The sequence below is a fragment of the Ruegeria sp. Ofav3-42 genome (genome assembly GCF_022347725.1).
In the GTDB taxonomy this organism is placed as follows: Bacteria; Pseudomonadota; Alphaproteobacteria; order Rhodobacterales; family Rhodobacteraceae; genus Ruegeria.
The window spans coordinates 18,580-38,530 of the sequence record NZ_JAKRGB010000002.1 but is presented as its reverse complement, the minus strand read 5'-3'; the positions used below and the strand labels follow the sequence as shown (position 1 = coordinate 38,530).

The window sequence follows — 19,951 nt, the reverse complement described above, 5'->3', positions numbered from 1 at the left end:
TCAGCCTCTCATCGCTTCGCCCTGCGGGTCATATGGCGATGGCGCCACGACCCGCGCAGGACGTTCGACACCGACCACGTGGACCGAGAGTTCCGTCCCCGGTTCGGCCATATCGCGATTGACCAGCGCCATTGCCAGAGATTTTCCGGTGTAGTGGCCATACCCGCCCGAGGTCACAAAGCCGACGCGTTCCTCACCCGACCAGACAGGCTCGTAACCGCTCGCGTCCGCGTCGAACGAATCCACCTCCAACGTGACCTGAATTTGCGCCGGGCCGTTGCCATCTCGTTCTGCCACCGCCGCTTCTTTGCCGACAAAGTCTTTGTCCCAGTCAATCCAGCGATCCATCCCGGTCATGCCCGGTGTGTAAAGCTGTGTGAATTCGGCCGACCAGATGCCAAAGCTCTTTTCCAGCCGGGTCGAGAGCATTGCGTTGAAGCCGCACTCACGAATGCCCTCCTCGGCTCCAGCCTCAAGCAGCATCCGGCGCAGTTTGATGTGGTCGCCATAGCGGCAGTTGATCTCGTACCCTTTCTCGCCCGTGACAGACATGCGGGCGACACGGGCGCGAACCAAACCGATATCGAAATCGCCGCAGCCCATGAATTTGAGACCCGAGATGTCCTGTTCGGCCAGCCTCTCGACCACCGCCTGCGACTTTGGACCAACTACGGCGAACCCGCAGTACTCCTCGCCCAGATCACGGACAGTGACGCCTTCGATCATGTGATCATCGAACCAGCGCATATGCCACGCACGCAGGTAATAGCTGCCCATGATCCACCAGGTGCCATCGCCCCAGTTCAGCACGGTCAGATCGCCCTTGAGGCGTCCGTTTTCCCCCAGCATCGGTGCCAGTTTGGCCCGACCCGGCGCGGGCAGTTTCGAGGCCATGACTTTGTCCAGCCAAACTTCAGCATTCGGACCCGAAACCTCGAACCGCGAAAAGCCCGAGATATCCAACAGGCCCGCGCCTTCGCGGATCACCTTGCATTCCTCGGCCACGATATCGTGCGCGTTCGAGCGTTTCAGAGTCGGGGTCTCCTCAAACCCCTTTGGCGCAAAGTACAACGGGACTTCCAGATCCCAGCTGACGCCCCATTTGCAGCCCGCCTCGGTCATCGCGTCATGCGCCGGTGCCATTTTCAGCGGACGACCTGCTGGCAGCTGTTCGTTCGGATAGGTCATCACGAACCGGCGGGAGTAGAACTGCCCGGTGGTCTCGCGGATGTAGCGTTTGTTCTGGGCGAAATCGCCATAACGCGCCACGTCCATCGGCCATGCATCGGCCTCGGGCTCGCCATGGATCATCCACTCGGCCAGTGTCTTGCCCACACCGCCACCTTGCAGGAAACCTGCCATCACCGCACAGGCCGACCAATACCCGCGCTTGCCGGGGACCGGCCCAACCAGAGGGTTACCGTCCGGCGAGAAGGTAAACGCGCCGTTCACCCATGTCTTGATGCCCACGTTCTGGATCGACGGGTAACGTTCAAAGCCCAGCGTCAGTTCATTCTCAATCCGGTCGAGCTGTTCCTGAAACAGTTCTTCACCATAGTTCCATGGCGCGCCGTCCATGGCCCAGTGTTCGTGATCGACCTCGTAGATGCCGACCAAAACCCCTTTCTGGTCTTGCCGCATATAGGTGAACCCTTCGAGGTCGACGGTCATCGGCATCTCGAAATCTGCTGCCGCGACTTCGGGCACTGCGTCTGTGATCAGATAGTGATGCTTCAGTGGTGAGACCGGCAGTTCGACCCCTGCCATGCGCCCCACCTGCTTGGCCCAGAGACCAGCGGCGTTGACCACATGCTCACAGGTGACCGTGCCTTTGTCGGTCACAACCTGCCAGCCATCGTCGGTCTGGATCAGTTCCTCGACCTTGGTCTCTTCATAGTACTCAGCGCCACGCTTCTTAGCTGCCGTTGCGTAGGCCTGCACGGTGCCGGTTGTGTCGATGTAGCCCTCACGATCCGCCCACATCGCGCCCAGCACGCCATCGGTCGACATGATCGGGCAGCGTCTCTGTGCCTCTTCGGGGGTCAGCAGCTCGCAGTCGTCAATCCCGATGGACTGGAAGATGCGGTAGTTCGCTTGCAGCCACTCCCAGCGTTCCGGCGTACCGGCCAGCGTCAGACCACCTGTCATATGCAGACCGATATTCTGGCCCGATTCTTTTTCGATCTCGCTGAGCAGGTCGATGGTATAGGCCTGCAACGAAGCCATATTCGGGTCGGCGTTCAACGCATGAATACCGCCCGCCGCGTGCCATGATGATCCTGACGCCAAACGCCGCCGCTCCAACATGACCACATCCGACCATCCAAACTTGGCCAGATGATACAGAACCGAAGCGCCGACAACGCCGCCACCGATGACCACAACGCGATACTGAGATTTCATCCTGCGCTCCCCTGCATGACTACGGAAGGACGCTAGACGCACTGTTCACTTCTGTCTAGACATTTCTGTACAGTCCTGCAGATGCCTAATAATATGCCTTTGGACAAGCAGGTGTTATAGTTGAGCGCTGGGGCGCGATGCCACCTTTTCAAACCATGCCAGAGTGGCCACGTTTTCCTGTGGAATCCGCATCTTGATCACGCGGGCAAAGTCCACGAAGACAAAGGTAGAAATGTCGGCCAGAGTGAAATCCGACCCTGCAACAAAGGCGCTTTCGGCCAGCCTGTTTTCGAGCAGAGAGAAGAAATGACCAACGCGCGCGGACCCGCGCTGTGCCAATGCGGGAATTTGGGCGTGATTCACCGGACCGGGAATCGCCCTGTCGGCAAAGGCCGGGTGCGTGTTGCGCAGTGTCTCGGCAATGGGCGCGCCGCCCTGTTGTTCGACAATGCTGTTCCACATCAGAACCTGCCCTTTTTCGTCCGGTGTGCGCCCTATCAAAGGCGGCTCAGGGAAGCGAGCCTCAAGATAAGCCGCGATCCCGAGGTTTTCGGTCAGCGTGCTGCCTTGGTCCGTCACAAGGACCGGAACAGTCGCGTTCGGGTTCACGGCACGGAATTCGTCGCTGAGTTGCTCACCCTTCCCGATCGAGATTTCGCGGGTTTCGATCTCAAGGCCTTTTTCCGCAATGAACATGCGTGCCCGACGTGGGTTGGGGGCCGTGGAACAATCATAAAATAGCATTGGGATTTCCTGATCGGTTAGCGACGATAGATGAAGCAACGCCCTTCCACTGCACCATCCGGCAAGGGAAGCTCGGTCAGTGTGTCGAAATACATCCGGTCGCTGGAGACCATCAGGCCACCCTCGGCCAAAAGCGGCTCGATCAGCGGTGAGACGAAACGGGCGAAGTCATCGTTCTTTTTCCGGTTATGGCCGCCAAGGTCCGCGTGAATCAGGCTGGCGGTCGCTCCAAAACGATTCAGCGAAGACGGTAGCGTTTCGCGCACGTCTCCCAAAATCACCAAATCCTCGGGCGGCGTGGAATCCGGATGAGACGCTACTGCACGCTCAAACACGTAGACCGGACGGTCATCAATGTACTGCGCCATGTGATGGTACGTGCGTCCGTTGCCCAGCCCCAGTTCGAACACCGGCCCCGGCATGCCTTTGGTCTGGTCGATGGCATAATCCAGACAGGCCCGTTGGGACACCATGCGGTCGATGAACAGATCCAGGCGGCTTTGGTTGTCTGGCACTGGGAAATCTCTCCTTGATATCAGTTGGCATGTTAAATGGGTCCAACACCGCACGTGATGACAAATCTTCAAGGATTTGTGTAGGTAAATTGGCCTAAGTTTCACATTTTCGCGACAATTCAACCCAAGAACGGGTTTGACTAGACGGCCCCAACCGCGCGAAACTGCGACAAAAAACACAGGGAGTTGAAAACGCCGATGCCGACCTACGGACGAACGGGTGGAAAACCCGCATGACTGCGTTGTTGTCCGTCAGAGACCTCAGCATTGGTTTTGGTGATGGCGACTCCGTTGTCAAAGGCGTCAGCTTTGATGTCGAAGCGGGGCAAACGCTTGCTTTGGTCGGGGAATCGGGATCGGGCAAAACCATCTCATGCCGGGCCGCATTACGCATCCTGCCACGTGCGGCACAGATTCGCAGCGGCACGATTACTCTGAACGATTCGAAAGGCTTCGAGGACCTGACCAAAATCAGCGAACGCCAGATGCGCGATATTCGCGGCAACCGCGTTTCAATGATCTTTCAGGAGCCCATGCGCTCGCTGTCCCCTCTGCACAAGATCGGCAATCAGGTTAGCGAGGTGTTGTGGTTGCACCGCGGCGCGTCCGAGGCGCAGGCCCGCAAAGAGGTCCTGACCCAGTTTGAACGCGTGGGCTTTCCCGACCCTCAACGCGCCTATGATTCTTACCCCTTTGAGATGTCCGGCGGTATGCGCCAGCGCGCCATGATTGCAATGGCGATGGTGTCCAAGCCGGAATTGCTGATCGCGGATGAGCCAACGACCGCTTTGGACGTAACGACACAGGCGCAGGTGCTGGGCCTGATCAAGGAGCTGCAGCGCGAGACAGGAATGGCCCTGATCCTTGTGACGCACGACCTTGGTGTTGTTGCCAACATGGCGGAACAGGTGGTCGTGATGCACAAGGGCCGTGTGATGGAGTCCGGGGCTGCCGCGCCGATCCTGAGCGCCCCCGCCCACCCTTATACGCAGCAGCTTTTCAATGCAGCCCCGGCAATCCCCGACGAGGAATCGGTCGGGCTGCCAATGCCCGACGAAGACCTCATTCTGCAGATGAAGGGGGTATCCAAGACGTACACCATGCGGTCCAGCAGGGGCTGGCAGGGCGACAAACTGATCCATGCCTGCCGAGGAGTGGATCTGAAACTGGCGCGCGGCAAGACCTTGGCGATCGTCGGCGAAAGCGGCTCGGGCAAAACGACGGCCGCACGTATCGCTCTTGGCGCGGAATTGCCTGATCCAGGCGGAGAAGTCCTGTTTCGCACCTCGCCCAGCGAAGATCCGATTACCGTGCATCACATGAGCCGCGCCCAACGCACGGCCTTTCAGCGCAAGGCACAGATGGTGTTTCAGGACCCTTACAGCTCGCTAAGCCCGCGAATGCGCATTCAGGACGCCCTGACCGAGCCGCTGGAAATCCACAGCATCGGTTCCGCCGCTGAACAAAAAGACAAGGCGGTCGAGATGCTGCAGCGCGTCGGGCTAAACGCGGACATGCTGAAACGCTATCCGCACGCCTTTTCCGGCGGACAGCGTCAGCGCCTGTCGATTGCGCGTGCGATGATGCTGGACCCCCAACTGATTGTCTGTGACGAGCCGACATCGGCACTGGATGTATCCGTTCAGGAACAGATCCTGACATTGCTGGAAAATCTGCAGGACCGGTTGAACCTGTCTTATCTGTTTATCTCTCACGACCTCGCGGTCGTTGCGCGCATCGCGGACGAAGTCGCCGTGATGCGCCGGGGGCTGGTCGTTGAGCAGGCCCCGCCGGAAACGCTTTTCTACAACCCCCGCCACCCCTACACCAAGGCGCTGATCGCCGCTCAGCCGGAACCCGACATCAACCGGCCCATCGACCTGAAACTGGTTGCTTTGGGCGCAGGTTCACCTGACAGTTGGGATGACGCCTTCCGATTTACCGACTCCGTGGTACCTTCACTGGTAGAGATGGAGCCCGGCCATAAGGTACGATGCCATGTTTAAGACCACTCGCCCCATGATTCTGGCCGCCGCAATGGCCGCCTGGATGCTGCCCGCCAATGCAGGAACGCCTACCCCTCAGGAAGGCGAATTCTGGGCAACTGAGGTAAATGCCGGAAACCTGCCACCGGTCGAGGAACGCCTGCCTGTTGAGCCGTTGGTCGTAGACCTGGCCGCCAAGGGGCGTGAATTCGGAACGCCAGGTGGCACCCTGCGCACCATGGTGACCCGGTCGAAAGACATCCGGCAGATGGTTGTATACGGATACTCGCGACTAGTTGGGTTTGACGAAAACTATGAGATCGTACCTGACCTGCTCGACTCCTTCGAAAATGAGAATAACCGGAAATTCACCCTGCATCTGCGCGAAGGCCACAAGTGGTCCGATGGATCGCCGTTCACATCGGAAGACTTCCGTTACTGGTGGGAGGACGTCGCCAACAACGAATTGCTCAGCCCCTCGGGCCCACCTGATTTTCTGATCGTTGAAGGCAAGACGCCCACCGTGTCATTCCCGGACGAAACGACCGTTGTTTATGAGTGGGAAGATCCAAACCCGGACTTTCTGCAATCTCTGGCGCAGGCCCGACCGCCCTTCATTTACCGCCCGGCGGCATTTCTGAAGCAGTATCACAAAGACTTCGCGGATGCCGATGAACTGGCCTTTCAGGTCGAAGACGCCCGCGTCAAAAGCTGGGCCGCGCTGCACAACAAGCTGGATAACCTGTACAAGTTCGACAACCATGAATTGCCGACGCTGCAACCTTGGTTGAATGCCAGCTCGGGCAAGAAAATCCGCCACAATTTCGTGCGCAACCCGTACTATCACCGGATCGACTCCAATGGTGTTCAGTTGCCGTATATCGACGTGGTCGAGATGGAGATTGTGGCCCCCGGTCTGGTCGCAGCTAAAGCCAACGCAGGTGAAACCGACCTGCAAGGACGTGGGCTGGCGTTTCGTGATGCTTCGATCCTGAAAAAAGGCGAGGCTGGTGGAGACTACAAGACCTTGCTGTGGAAGACCGGCGTTGCATCGCAAATTGCAATCTATCCGAACCTGAATTTTGCCGATGACGGTTGGCGCGAGGTTCTGCGCGATGTCCGCGTGCGCCGCGCGCTTTCCCTGGCCATCGACCGCAAGACGATCAACCAGGCGCTCTATTTCAAGCTGGCCCAACCCGGCGCGATGTCTGTTTTGCCGGCGTCACCGTTTTACAGCGAGGAAAATGCGCAGGCCTGGGCGCAGTATGATATCGAAATGGCCAACGCGCTGCTGGATGAAGCAGGCCTGACCGAGCGCAACAAGAACGGCATTCGCCAGCTGCCGGACGGTCGCCCGATGGAATTGATCGTGGAAACCGCGGGTGAACGGCAAGAGGTTGAAAACGCCTTGCAGATCGTTACCGATACTTGGCGTGAGATCGGCGTGGACCTTGTCATGCGCCCGTTGGACCGTGACATCCTGCGCAACCGCGTTTTCGCGGGGAACACAATGGCATCCGTGTGGTTTGGCTGGGATGACGGCATCCCGCAGCCGCACACCTCCCCGGCTTATCTGGCGCCGACAGATCAGGTGTTCTTGGCCTGGCCCAAATGGGGACAGCATTATCAGACCAGCGGCGATGTCGGCGAAGCCCCTGACTTGCCGGAAGCCGAGCGCCTGATGCAGTTGGCGCACGATTGGGAAGTCGCGACGACAGACGACGAGCGCAAGGCAATCTGGACCGAAATGCTGAACATTCACGCCGAGCAGCTTTATGCCATTGGCATTTTGAACGGCGCACCACAGCCGATCGTAGTATCCAACCGTCTGCGCAATGTTCCGGAGCAGGCCATGTGGGCGTGGGAGCCCGGCGCGCATTTCGGTATTCACCGTCCTGACGAATTCTTTTTCGCCGACTAAGCAGGAGCAGCTAAATGGTCATGCTGCGCTATGCGGTGTATCGCTTTTTCACGATGCTGCTGACTTTGCTGGTGGTGTCGATGCTGATCTTCGTGATCATCAACCTTCCACCCGGTGATTATCTGAGCAACCAGATCGCCGAATTGCAGGCTTCGGGCCAGTCGGCCGGCGTGGCAAAGGCTGAATTCCTTCGGGCGGAATACGCTCTGGACCGCCCTATATGGGAACAATACCTGATCTGGGTGGGCTTCTGGCCGGGGCCACACGGCTTCGAAGGTCTGTTGCAAGGCAACTATGGCTGGTCCTTCGAATTCGACCGCCCAGTGGCCGAAATTGTTGGCGATACGCTCTGGCTTACCGTTGTGGTCAACTTGGCCGCTATTCTGTTCGTCTACGCGGTCGCGCTGCCCTTAGGCGTTATCGCCGCTGCGCGATCACGGACGTGGATCGACTATACCTCGGCCTTTGTCGGTTACCTCGGGCTGGCGACACCGAACTTTCTGCTGGCGCTGATCCTGTTCTACTACGGGCATCGCTATTTCAACCTGCCCATCGGCGGTCTGATGGACCCATCATTCGAAGGCCAGCCGATGAGTTGGGAAAAGATGAAGTCTATTCTCGTCCACCTGATCGTTCCGACCTTTGTGATCGGCACGTCCGGCGCATCTGCCATGATGCAGCGCTTGCGAGCGAATATGCTGGATGAGTTGGGTAAACCTTATGTCGAGACCGCCATCGCCAAAGGGATGTCCCCGTCGCGGATGCTGACAAAGTACCCGCTGCGCGTGGCGTTCAACCCCTTTGTGGCCGATATCGGGAACTTGCTGCCGTCAATGGTGTCGGGATCGGTTCTGGTGTCAGTCGTTCTGGGCCTGCAGACCATCGGGCCGACACTGCTGACGGCCCTGAAAACGCAGGATCAGTTCCTGTCTGCATTCATTCTGATGTTCGTGGCCCTGCTGACCCTGATCGGCACCATGATCTCTGACATCCTGCTGGTCATGCTGGACCCGCGCATTCGATACGAGGGGCGTGAAGCATGACCAAACATCCCGACGGTCGCTTCGTCGACGACGCCCCATTCGACCCGGATGCATCCCTTCAACAGTTGGAGCGTGCCGATCTGGACGCGCCGAACTGGGTGCTGGTCTGGCGCAAGTTCAGAACTCATAAACTGGGTCTGATCTCAGGCATTTTTCTTCTGTTCTGTTATCTGATGCTGCCATTTGCCGGTTTCATCGCGCCTTACGGTCCGAATGAACGGAACGGTGAACATCTGTACGCTCCGCCCCAAAGCATCAACTGGTTCCACGACGGCAAGTTTTTCGGCCCCCATGTCTATCCGATTGTGGCCGAAGCTGATCTCGAGACCTTTCAGTGGAAATTCGTACCTGACACGGAAGACCCGCGCTCAATCCGGTTTTTCTGCGAAGGCGCGGAATATAAGCTCGCCGGTTTGATCAGGTCTGACACCCACCTGTTCTGCGCACCTGAAGGCGCAACGCTGTTCCTCTGGGGGTCTGACAGACTGGGCCGAGACGTATTCAGCCGTATCCTTTATGGCGCGCAACTGTCCCTAACTGTCGGCCTGATCGGGATTTCGGTTTCCTTCTTCCTCGGCATCCTGTTCGGCTCGATGGCCGGGTATTTCGGCGGCAAGATCGACTGGGTCATCAACCGCGTGATCGAAATCCTGCGCTCTCTGCCGGAGTTACCGCTCTGGCTGGCCTTGTCCGCTGCGGTGCCGTCGAACTGGAGTCCGGTCGCGGTGTTCTTCATCATCTCGATCATCCTCGGGATACTCGACTGGCCTGGTCTTGCCCGTTCAGTGCGCGCAAAATTCCTGTCACTGCGAGAAGAGGAATACGTTCGCGCCGCCGAAATGATGGGCGCAAGTTCTGGCCGGGTGATCCGCAAACACCTTTTGCCCAACTTCATGTCCCACCTGATCGCATCGGCAACATTGTCGATACCGGCCATGATCCTTGGCGAAACCGCACTCAGTTTCCTTGGCCTCGGCCTACGGGCTCCGGCGGTGAGTTGGGGTGTGATGTTGAACGACGCGCAGAACCTCGCTTCGATCGAGATCTATCCGTGGACGGCAATCCCGATGTTGCCGATCATCATCGTCGTGCTGGCCTTCAACTTCCTGGGTGACGGCTTGCGCGACAGTCTGGACCCGTATCAGCAATGACCCTGCTTTCAGCCCTTCCCGCATCGGACAGCTATCGCACGATCGGCACGGGGGCACGTCCCAGCGTCTATGCTGTTTCCGAGATTGCGACCGCCAGTTTCGGCGCAGTAGGTCAGGAACTGGCACGACTTGTGACCGCATTGAACCTTGCGCCCGACGCACCCCAGATCACCGTCGACCACCGGTTGGCCTCGCTCTGGTACGGGTTTTCATTCAAACCCGATGGCTGGGAAATGCCCAGCCTCTGGGACGCCGTCGCAGGTGATTATCAGACCTCGGACGGGTGGATCAGATTGCACACCAATCTGCCCCGCCATCGCGCGGCGGCGCTCAAGGTACTAGGGGTCGAGGCGGACCGAACCGAAGTATCCAAGGCACTACGAACGTGGTCCGCAGGCGAACTCGAAGCCGCAATCGTGGCCGAGGGCGGCGTAGCCGCGGCCATGCGCAGCCGCGCTGAGTGGTTGGATCATCCTCAGGGCCGCGCAGTGTCGAGAGACCCGCTGATCGGCTGGCAGGGCCCGCGTCAGATCACTCTACGTGACCGGCCCGAAGCCACCGCCAAACGCCCGTTGGCAGGCTTGCGGGTTCTCGACCTTACCCGCGTTCTGGCAGGGCCGGTTTCGACCCGCACGTTAGCCGGATTTGGGGCAGAAGTTCTGCGTATTGACCCGCCCGGCTGGGACGAACCCGGGGTCATTCCGGATATCTCATTGGGCAAAACCTGCGCTTATCTCGATCTGAAATCGCCTTCGGGCCTCGAGAAACTTCAGAGTCTGCTGTCTCAGGCGGACGTATTCGTCCACGGCTACCGCCCCGGCGTCTTGGACGCGCTGGGTTTGACCAAGGCCAAGCGGGATGAGCTTGCACCGAACCGGATTGAGGTCACTCTCAACGCCTACGGGTGGCAAGGACCATGGGCGGCTCGGCGTGGGTTCGACAGCCTTGTTCAGATGAGCGCCGGTATCGCGGACGCTGGCCGGGACTGGGCCAATGCCGACAAGCCCACTCCGTTGCCGGTTCAGGCGCTGGATCATGCGACAGGATATCTCATGGCCGCCTCCGTGCTGTCCGCCATGGCCGAGGCAGCCTCGGGAAACCCGATCATGTCGGGTCAGCTTTCACTCGCCCGAACGGCCGAACTGCTGGCCGTTCTCGGCAAATCCGACGTGGAAGAAACCATCACGAACGCCGCCCCGACCGACTACGGCACGACGCCCGAGGCGTCTGGATGGGGGGCCGGCCACCGGCTGAAACCGGCGCTCACCGTCGGAACTGCCAACATGTCCTGGGACCTGCCCGCGTCAATGCTTGGCACTTCGTCTGCGGCCTGGCCCTCGTCGACCGCCTGAGCTGACGGCCGCGCGGCACGCGCGGCCCGGCCCAACGCTTTGGGCGGGGTCTCGTCAGAGACACAGCCCAAAAGGGCGGGAGCGCCTGTCAGCGATCATCCCCGCCGGGACCGATATCGTCCAGATAGTCTTCGTCAATTGCAGCTTGCACCGCACCAGTTACGGCTTCGCGCTGTTTCGGCGTCAGGTCCTCTGCTTCCTTGCCATCGGCCAGACGCACGGTCACTTCGCGGTGTGCGAACTTGATACCTTCTCGGGCAAACAACTCGCGGATGTCCTGATAGACCTTTTTGCGTACCAGCCATTGATCACCCGGTTTGGTCATAAACTTGACCCGGATGATCATCGCAGAATCCTGCATCTCGATCACGCCCTGCGATTTCAGAGGCTGAATGAAATTGTCGCCGATAACAGGGTCACTCAGCAGTTCCTGTCCCAGTTTCTTGATGAGCTTGCGCACCTTCTCGACATCCGTGTCATAGGTCACCCGCAATGGCAGTTTCATGATGACCCAGTCGCGGGAGTAGTTGGTCAGAACCTTGATCTCACCAAATGGAATGGTGTTCAGCGCGCCCAGATGGTGGCGCAATTGGAACGACCGGACCGAGATCTTCTCGACCGTTCCCTTCACGTCACCGATGTCGATGTACTCGCCCTTGCGGAACGCGTCATCCATCAGGAAAAACGCCCCCGAGAAAATGTCTCGAACCAGGGTCTGAGAACCAAAGCCCACCGCGAGGCCAACGACGCCGGCACCGGCGAACAATGGGCTGACATTAATGCCCAGTTCCATCAGAGCGATCAGAACGATCGTCACAACCACGACTGCCAGAATGGCCCCGCGGAACAAGGGCAACAGCGTCGCAAGCCGGCTCTGCCCGCCTTCCCCGCCTTCGTCCCCCAGTTCAGCCTCACCACCACCGTCGTCAATTTCCTGAGCGATCTTCGAATCGATCCAGATGCGGAAGAAATGGAACAAAACATACCCGATAAACAGGATCACCATCACATCCAGCGCACGCTCGATCGGCAGATCCTCACTCCAGCTGGCATCCGGGTTCCAGATCACCACCAGCGCATACAGCCCGACGACAAATGCCAGAATACCTGCAACCCGACGCGCCAGATCTTCGTAGGTCAGGATCGAGTGCTTTCTCATTTCAGCCTGCGGTGTCTCAATCACCTCAGCTTCCGCTTCTGCCTCGTCTGTTTCGGCGTTCAGTTCCTCAAGCTGGCGGTTTCGGTCGAAGTACCGCTCGAGCAAATAGTTCATGGCACCATAGGCAATGACGACCGACATGAAGATCGCATAGCTGCTGGCCACGATCGGGATCGAGTTTTGATTTTCCAGCACCAGATCCACGGCAAGCTTGAACCAGCTGAACACCATGTACACGATCAACGCCGGTGCCCAGGCAAACGAAATGAACCTAAGTATCCAAGACACCTGATCAGGTGCCCGGCCGCCGCGAATGGCGTTCGAAATAGCACGCGCGTTGAACAGAATCATTAGGACGTTGCCGACTGCACCAAACATGGTCAGGCCGCCATAGACCATCGCATAGACGTTGTAGTTCAGTCCAAAATCCGCGACCCAGGTCGCAAAAAGCACCACGGTAATATCGTAGGTCGCCAGCGCCGAGGCCCAGCGATACAAACGCTTGGCATCACGGTCCGAAAACGGCGGCAATCGGTATTGGCTGAGATAGGGGGACAGGACCATCCGCCACAAGTCTGACACGGTGCGCGACAGGAAAAACGCCGTAAAAATAGCCGTGACCGTAAACTGGATCGAAATGTCCTCGGCCTCGCCAAAGAACAGAAAACCGACGATCAGCGCCATCAACATTGCAAAGATCGTGGCCCCAATCCCCATAAGGAACCGGAAGACCAGAAAAGGCATCTTTTCCCGATAACCTTGCGGGTCTTCCTTGGATCGGGCGACGACAATGCCTTTTGCGATCCGCTTGCCATAGATCTCAATCGACAACCATCGGCCGATCAGCAGGAACAGGACATTCCAGAACAGGACCTCGACATAGGTTTGTATCCGGCCGTCCGGGCTGGTTTGGCGCAAGATGTATTGGACCTCAAAGATCGAATAGGGCAAAGCCTCGAGTCGTGAGTTCATCGACTCTCGAAATCTCGAGAACCGCTCCTGCGCCTTCATAAGCTGGGACCCGTCGCCCATCGGGTCTTGTGACTCGGGTCCGGTGCCAGCCGTGTTTTGTCCACCTGACGATACGACCTGGCCGGTGCTGTCTATGACGATCACACTGGCCCCGGCTTCGGTCGCCGAACGGATCGCCGCAGCCAGATCCCCTTCGCCGGATGTTGCAGTACTGGTGTCCGTACCCGAGGTATACCCAGGAATAAGCGAGGTCTGCGCGGCAGCCCCGGTAACAAATGTCAGGGTAAGGGACCAGATTATAAGCGTTAATCCAGCCAACAGTGTGCGTGTCATCGGGTACTTTTCCAATTCGTCTTTCGCGACACAGGTTATAGAAGCCGACAAGTGGGTTCAAATAATCAACCCCTGCCGTCTCGATATCGTGTCAAGCCGTGTTCCTGAGACCATGCTATGAATAGAAGTGTTTTCAACCCGGCAAAAACTGAATATGACCGGTCCGGCGCAGGCTAATTGGCGGACGAGCTGGCATTTTGATGTAAAACAGAGCGGACACTCGAACCGGGCTGGTAAAATGTCACCAATTCGCAATGAAAGCCGGGAATGACTGGTCACACCGGTGATTTTGCAAGCGGTTGGAAAAAATATACGATACTGGTGCAAGCGCGCGGAGTTGCACCAAAACACTGAAACGGGCGAAGGCATGAGCCTAGGAATACAAAAAGAAATAACCGGCCGTGCGCCGCGCATTCTGTTCTACAGCCACGACACGTTCGGGTTGGGCCACTTGCGTCGTTCCCGTGCGTTGGCCGGGGCGATCACTCAGGCTGACCCGTCGGCCTCTGCACTGATCCTGACCGGATCACCCGTGGCCGGACGGTTCACCTTTCCGCGTCGTGTGGACCACGTGCGCTTGCCGGGTGTGACAAAGCGCGCCGATGGGTCCTATGCCTCACAGACGATCGGAATGGGCATTGAGGAAGTGACCGAACTGCGCGCGGGTCTGATCCAGACGGCGGTGCAACAGTTCGACCCCGACGTGTTGATCGTCGACAAGGAACCAACCGGTTTTCGGAGCGAGCTTCTGCCCACTTTGGAAAGCCTGTTACAGTCCCCTCGCACCAAACTGGTTCTTGGCCTGCGCGACGTTCTGGACGAGCCCGAGGTTCTGGCCGCCGAGTGGGAGCGGAAAGAGGCCATCGAGGCAACCGAGCGCTACTATGACGAAATCTGGGTCTACGGGCTGCGCTCGATCTATGATCCCACCCAAGGTCTACCGCTCAGCCCGGCCGCGCAGTCGCGCATCCATTGGACCGGCTATCTGCGGCGCGATCTGGGGCCGATCGGCGAACCGCCGGAACAACCTTACATCCTGATTACGCCCGGTGGCGGCGGCGACGGCAAAGCCATGGTCAATCAGGTCTTGTCCGCCTATGAGAAAGACCCAACCTTGTCGCCGCGCGCCGTACTTGTGTACGGCCCTTTTCTGGCCGGTGAACTGCGCGAAGAATTTGAGACGCGTGTTGCCGCACTGAATGGACGGGTCACAGCAGTCGGTTTCGAATCCCAAATCGAAACGCTGTTTGCAGGCGCGGCGGGGGTAGTCTGCATGGGCGGGTACAACACCTTTTGCGAGGTCCTGTCGTTCGACAAACGTGCCGTCATCGTTCCGCGCACGACCCCGCGTTTAGAGCAATGGATTCGGGCGTCCCGTGCCGAGGATCTGGGGCTTGTTCGGATGCTGGACGAAAACCGCGACGGGCTGACTGCCGACGCCATGATACAGGCCATCCGCGATCTGCCCCATCAGCCATTGCCATCTCAGGCAATCCGCGAAGGCCTGCTGGACGGCCTGGACTATGTAACAAGCCGCGTTGACGCGCTGCTTGGTGGGGAACGGGAACGGGCCACCGGATGACTTCTGAAAAACCTAAGCTCGCGGTGCTGGTCAAAGGGTGGCCGCGCCTTTCCGAGACGTTCATCGCGCAGGAACTGGTCGCCTTGCAGGACGCGGGGCACAACTTTGACATCTGGTCGCTGCGCCACCCAACGGATGTCAAGCGCCACCCGCTGCATGACCGTTTCAACGGGAACGTGCACTATCTGCCCGAATACCTGTATGAGGAACCTGAGCGCGTCTGGGCCGGGCGTCGCGTTGCGCAAACCCTGCCCGGATACGCCGAGGCCTATAAGGTCTGGCGCGCGGATCTGCGCCGTGATCCGACGCATAACCGAATCCGGCGGTTTGGGCAGGCCTGCGTATTGGCCGCCGAATTGCCAGCGGAAACCCGGGTCATGTACGCGCATTTCATGCATACCCCATCCTCGGTCGCGCGATACGCGGCCATCATGCGCGGCCTGCCCTGGAGCTTTGCCGCACATGCCAAGGACATCTGGACCTCGCCCGACTGGGAAAAGGCGGAAAAACTGCAAGCCAGCACCCACGGCGCGGCCTTCGGCGCGACCTGCACCGCCATCGGTGCCAAACACCTGCGCAGTCTGGCCGACGACCCGGCGCGGGTCGACCTGATCTACCACGGTCTGGATCTGAACCGCTTCCCTGCTCCCCCAATCCGAGAGGCCCGGAAACCTGAGGGACCGTTTCACATGGTTTCGGTTGGCCGCCTTGTCGAAAAAAAGGGATTCGACCGCCTGATTGATGCTTTTGCCATGCTGCCGGAAACGCTGGACTGGCACTGGACGCATATTGGCGGCGGTGGGCTTGGCGATGCGCTGCGCAACAAGGCCGAAGCCGCCGGGATATCGCATCAGATCACCTGGAAAGGGGCGTGCGATCAACCCGAAGTTATCGAGGCAATGCGCCAGTCTGATCTGTTCGTGCTTCCGAGCCGGATCGCAGCTGACGGGGACCGGGACGGTTTGCCGAATGTCTTGATGGAGGCCGCGTCTCAGCTGTTGCCCATTTTATCGACCCCGGTGTCCGCCATCCCCGAATTCATCGACACGGGCGTACATGGGCTTTTGTCGGATGACAGCCCGGCGGCGCTTGCTGACGCTATCACGGAAATGGCGACCGATCCTGAACGCACGGCCGCGATGGCGGCGGCTGCCTATGACCGCCTGATTGCCGAGTTCCGCATGGACCCCGGCATTGCTCTTTTGTCCAAACGCCTGAGTGCGCTGGGCGCGGACAGAGGCTGATGGCCCGCGTCGCCTTTTACTCTCCGATGAAATCACCGGACAGTCCGGTGCCTTCGGGCGACAGAGAAATGGCGCGCAATCTGATGCAGGCAATTGCCGCGCAGGGGGACCAGGTGGATCTGGTGTCCCGGCTGCGCATCTACGACAAAGCAGGCGATGCACAGGTTCAATCCAATCTTCGGGCCGAAGCCGAGTCTGAGGCGCAGCGCGTACTTGCCGCTTTGCCCACAGACACGGCCTTGTGGGTGACGTACCACAACTATTACAAAGCGCCCGACCTTCTGGGTCCCAAGGTGTGCGCCGAGCGGAACATTCCCTACGTTCAATTGGAAAGCACTCGCGCGACCAGTCGTTTGCACGGCCCGTGGGCCGATTTCGCGAGGGCCGCACACAACGCTTGCGACGCCGCGCAGGTCATCTATTACCACACTGCCAACGACCTGATTACTTTGGAGCGCGAAAAATTCGGCGATCAGAGTTTGGTCGAACTGCCACCGTTCCTTCCGATGGCTAAACTGCCGCTTGCGTCAACCTGCGAAGGGCCAATGTTGACTGTTGGGATGATGCGGCACGGTGACAAATTTGCCTCCTACAAACTGCTTGCACAGGCACTGGCGCGACTTTCCGGCGATTGGGTCTTGAATATTGCGGGCGACGGCCCTGCCCGGTCCAAAGTCGAAGACCTGATGGCGCCTTTCGGGTCTAAAGTCCGGTTTCTTGGCCAGTTGGACCGCGAAACCCTGCAAGCAGCCTACGCCACTGCCTCTCTTTTTGTCTGGCCCGGCGTCAACGAAGCGTATGGCATGGTCTATCTGGAAGCTCAGGCCAATGGCGTACCTGTCGTTGCGCAGGACAGACCGGGCGTACGAGACGTTTTGGCACCTGCTGAGTATCCGTCCGTCGATGCCGGAGCGGAAGGGCTTGCCACCAGAATACAGGTGCTGCTCAAAGATATCGCAACACGCCGTGCGTTGGGCAACGAGGCCCGGAAACGTATGTCCGAACGCCACCTGATGCCCGCGGCAACCGACCGGTTCTGGCAGGCGGCCCGACCTTTGACGGAGACCACATCATGAGCCAGCTTGCCCTTCTGCGCCATGGTCACACGCATTGGAACCGTGCGGGCCGCATTCAGGGACGCAGCGACATTCCATTGGATGACGACGCCCGAACGGAACTGGCAGGTTATCAACTGCCCGAACCGTGGGAAGCAGCGGCCCTCTGGTCCAGCCCACTGCAACGCGCGAGCGAGACAGCTCGCTTGGTGGTAGGGCGAGAACCCAGCGTTTCCGAAGCGCTGACCGAAATGAACTGGGGCGATTGGGAAGGTAAACGGGGTGTCGACCTGATTGCCGACGCAGACAGCGGATACCTCCATATTGAAGACTGGGGTTGGGATTACCGCCCGCCGAACGGCGAAAGCCCTGCAGAAGTCCGGGCACGGTTGCAGCCTTGGCTGGAGGGGTTGCAGGGTGACACGGTGGCCGTTTGCCACATTGGTATCATGCGCGTGATATTAGCCGGGGCGTGGGGTTGGAATTTTGAAGGCCCTGCACCCTTTAAGATCAAACGAAACCGCCTTTATGTCATCGACCTAAATAGCTCCGACCCTCAGCCAGAGCCGATCCGCCTGCTTAGACAGGAGGCATCTGAATGAAGGTTATGATCGTTGTGACCCATTTGCTGGGCACCGGGCATCTCAGCCGCGCTTTGACCTTGGGCCGAGCCTTTGTTCAGGATGGTCACAGAACCTTCATTGTGTCCGGCGGAATGCCTGCCCCGCAATTAGACAGCACCGGACTGACAGTGTTGGGACTGCCGCCTTTACGTTCAGATGGTACGGACTTCACCCGCTTGTTAACTCAGGAAGGATCTGTCGCCGATCCCGACTATTTCGAAGCGCGAAAAACCGCTTTGGTCGAGGCTATTGGCACCTTTGCGCCAGACGTTCTGATCACAGAGCTTTATCCATTCGGTCGACGGTCACTGGCCGCTGAATTCACGGCCGCATTGGAGAAAGCCCGGAAGATGAACCCGCGCCCGGTCATTCTGGGATCGATCCGGGACATTCTGGCACCGCCGTCCAAACCCTCGAAGGCCGAGCGGGCCGAGGAAATTGTCTTGGAGCATTACGACGGCGTCCTTGTACATTCGGACCAGAACGTCGTGCCCCTAAACATCAGTTGGCCGGTGTCCGCACAACTGGAAAATCGCCTGTTTTATACGGGTTTCGTGGCTCCGCCCGCCCCAACCCCACACACAGACGCGATCGGCAAAGACGAAGTACTGGTCAGCGCCGGGGGTGGATCGGTAGGCCAGCCGATCTTTCGCGCGGCCATCGAGGCCGCTCGAAAGATGCCCAACAGGCGCTGGCGCCTGTTGGTGGGCGGGCAGAACGCACGGGCGCGTATTGAACAACTGGCGCAACTGGCGGGAGACGTCCCCGTCATAGTGGAACCCGTACGCCCCGATTTCCGGCAGATGCTACCTCATGCGGCGGCCTCGGTCAGTATGTGCGGCTACAACACTGCGTTGGACATTCTGCAAACCGGGACACCCGCTGTTTTCATCCCGTTTGATGACGGCAAGGAAATCGAGCAAAGCCTGCGCGGCCAAACCTTATCGGAGCTACCCGCCATAGGCGTGCTGCCAAGTAAATCCCTGGACGGGGAAGCCCTGTTTCAGTCCGTCAGCCAAGTTATCGAGTCAGGCCCGCGCCCGGTTTCCACCCATGGTTTCGACGGTGCCGCGCAATCGGTTCAGATTGCAAAAAGGCTTTGGGAGCAGCGCACATGACTGCAGACTGGAGCCCGTTGACTGCCGAGCTTGCAATCTGGCAACAGCAGGGGCTGACGCTGCCGCTTTGGTGGCGCGACGATGATGCGATTTCATCAACGCCGCAACTGGATCGCCTGTCGGCAATGTCGGATAAGCTGGGCGTACCAGTACATCTGGCCGTCATTCCACGCGATGTCGAAATCGGGCTTGTCGATTACGTGTCCGCCCGGTCGAACCTGATCCCTGTTGTTCACGGATGGGCACATAAGAACCACGCGCCAAAAGGCGAGAAGAAGTCCGAGTTTCGCCTGCATCGACCTTTGCCCGAAATCATCCAAAACGCCCGTTCCGGAGCTTTGCGCATGCGCACGCTGTTCGCAGATCAGCTGTGCCCCATGTTCGTACCGCCCTGGAACCGCATAGCGCCTGAAGTGGTAAACGAGTTGCCTGCCGCAGGGTATCGTATCCTGTCGACAGCGACGCCAAGAACAAGCCCACAGGCCGCTCCGGCGCTGGAACAGATCAACACGCACCTGGATCCGATCGACTGGCGCGGAACCCGCGGACTGGCCGCACCCGAGACGCTGATCGCCAAAACGGCGCAATTGCTGCGCGACCGCCGTGAAGGGCGCGCGGACAACGCGGAACCCTTTGGTGTCTTGACCCACCATCTGGTTCATGATGAGGACATCTGGGCCTTTTCTCATGACCTGCTGCACCGGCTTCTGGAAGGCCCGGGGTACGTCTGGTCTGTAGCCCGCGATTGAAT

The 19,951-nt window shown here is 59.1% G+C and carries 15 protein-coding genes; 11 read left to right on the top strand and 4 right to left on the bottom strand.

Annotated elements, in window-relative coordinates:
- The 3 genes from MHN28_RS02940 to MHN28_RS02930 all read right to left on the bottom strand — a co-directional run bounded on the left by MHN28_RS02940 (position 1) and on the right by MHN28_RS02930 (position 3,662).
- Positions 1-2,403, bottom strand: a complete 2,403-nt coding sequence (locus MHN28_RS02940) for an FAD-dependent oxidoreductase (RefSeq protein WP_239335769.1) — start codon at positions 2,401-2,403, stop codon at positions 1-3.
- 114 nt (positions 2,404-2,517) lie between these two features.
- Positions 2,518-3,147: a glutathione S-transferase family protein gene (locus tag MHN28_RS02935; RefSeq protein ID WP_239335767.1), complete on the bottom strand. Its 630-nt coding sequence runs from the start codon at positions 3,145-3,147 to the stop codon at positions 2,518-2,520.
- 17 nt (positions 3,148-3,164) lie between these two features.
- Entirely contained in the window at positions 3,165-3,662 is a 498-nt protein-coding gene (locus MHN28_RS02930) for a class I SAM-dependent methyltransferase (RefSeq protein WP_370645643.1), read from the bottom strand.
- 233 nt (positions 3,663-3,895) lie between these two features.
- On the opposite strand from MHN28_RS02930, the gene MHN28_RS02925 reads away from it, so the two are divergent.
- The 5 genes from MHN28_RS02925 to MHN28_RS02905 are packed head-to-tail and all read left to right on the top strand — an operon-like array spanning position 3,896 to position 11,114.
- Positions 3,896-5,668, top strand: a complete 1,773-nt coding sequence (locus MHN28_RS02925) for an ABC transporter ATP-binding protein (protein WP_239335766.1) — start codon at positions 3,896-3,898, stop codon at positions 5,666-5,668.
- On the top strand, positions 5,661-7,568 hold the full coding sequence (locus tag MHN28_RS02920) for an ABC transporter substrate-binding protein (RefSeq protein WP_239335765.1): 1,908 nt from the start codon (positions 5,661-5,663) through the stop codon (positions 7,566-7,568). The genes MHN28_RS02925 and MHN28_RS02920 overlap by 8 nt, the downstream gene beginning before the upstream one ends.
- 14 nt (positions 7,569-7,582) lie before the next feature.
- Positions 7,583-8,611 carry an ABC transporter permease gene (locus tag MHN28_RS02915; protein ID WP_239335763.1) on the top strand — a complete coding sequence of 343 codons (1,029 nt, stop codon included), beginning with the start codon at positions 7,583-7,585 and terminating at the stop codon, positions 8,609-8,611.
- Positions 8,608-9,762, top strand: a complete 1,155-nt coding sequence (locus MHN28_RS02910) for an ABC transporter permease (RefSeq protein WP_239335761.1) — start codon at positions 8,608-8,610, stop codon at positions 9,760-9,762. Before MHN28_RS02915 ends, MHN28_RS02910 begins: the two co-directional genes overlap by 4 nt.
- Positions 9,759-11,114 (top strand): CoA transferase, encoded by a 1,356-nt coding sequence (locus tag MHN28_RS02905; protein WP_239335760.1) that lies wholly within the window; start codon positions 9,759-9,761, stop codon positions 11,112-11,114. Before MHN28_RS02910 ends, MHN28_RS02905 begins: the two co-directional genes overlap by 4 nt.
- A gap of 88 nt (positions 11,115-11,202) precedes the next feature.
- Here the strand turns inward: MHN28_RS02905 and MHN28_RS02900 are convergent, their stop codons facing one another.
- Positions 11,203-13,578, bottom strand: a complete 2,376-nt coding sequence (locus MHN28_RS02900; RefSeq protein WP_239335759.1) for a mechanosensitive ion channel domain-containing protein — start codon at positions 13,576-13,578, stop codon at positions 11,203-11,205.
- A gap of 367 nt (positions 13,579-13,945) precedes the next feature.
- Between MHN28_RS02900 and MHN28_RS02895 the strand changes: the two genes are divergently transcribed.
- The 6 genes from MHN28_RS02895 to MHN28_RS02870 are packed head-to-tail and all read left to right on the top strand — an operon-like array spanning position 13,946 to position 19,949.
- Positions 13,946-15,160: a glycosyltransferase family protein gene (locus MHN28_RS02895; protein WP_239335757.1), complete on the top strand. Its 1,215-nt coding sequence runs from the start codon at positions 13,946-13,948 to the stop codon at positions 15,158-15,160.
- A complete protein-coding gene (locus MHN28_RS02890; RefSeq protein ID WP_239335755.1) occupies positions 15,157-16,404 on the top strand; it encodes a glycosyltransferase family 4 protein in 1,248 nt (415 codons plus the stop codon). The genes MHN28_RS02895 and MHN28_RS02890 overlap by 4 nt, the downstream gene beginning before the upstream one ends.
- Positions 16,404-17,480 carry a glycosyltransferase family 4 protein gene (locus tag MHN28_RS02885; protein ID WP_239335754.1) on the top strand — a complete coding sequence of 359 codons (1,077 nt, stop codon included), beginning with the start codon at positions 16,404-16,406 and terminating at the stop codon, positions 17,478-17,480. The genes MHN28_RS02890 and MHN28_RS02885 overlap by 1 nt, the downstream gene beginning before the upstream one ends.
- Complete coding sequence (locus tag MHN28_RS02880) at positions 17,477-18,061, top strand: histidine phosphatase family protein (protein WP_239335752.1); 585 nt, start codon at positions 17,477-17,479, stop codon at positions 18,059-18,061. The genes MHN28_RS02885 and MHN28_RS02880 overlap by 4 nt, the downstream gene beginning before the upstream one ends.
- Positions 18,058-19,200 (top strand): glycosyltransferase family protein, encoded by a 1,143-nt coding sequence (locus tag MHN28_RS02875; RefSeq protein ID WP_239335750.1) that lies wholly within the window; start codon positions 18,058-18,060, stop codon positions 19,198-19,200. Before MHN28_RS02880 ends, MHN28_RS02875 begins: the two co-directional genes overlap by 4 nt.
- Entirely contained in the window at positions 19,197-19,949 is a 753-nt protein-coding gene (locus tag MHN28_RS02870) for a polysaccharide deacetylase family protein (RefSeq protein WP_239335748.1), read from the top strand. The genes MHN28_RS02875 and MHN28_RS02870 overlap by 4 nt, the downstream gene beginning before the upstream one ends.
- The last annotated feature ends 2 nt before the right edge of the window (positions 19,950-19,951 follow it).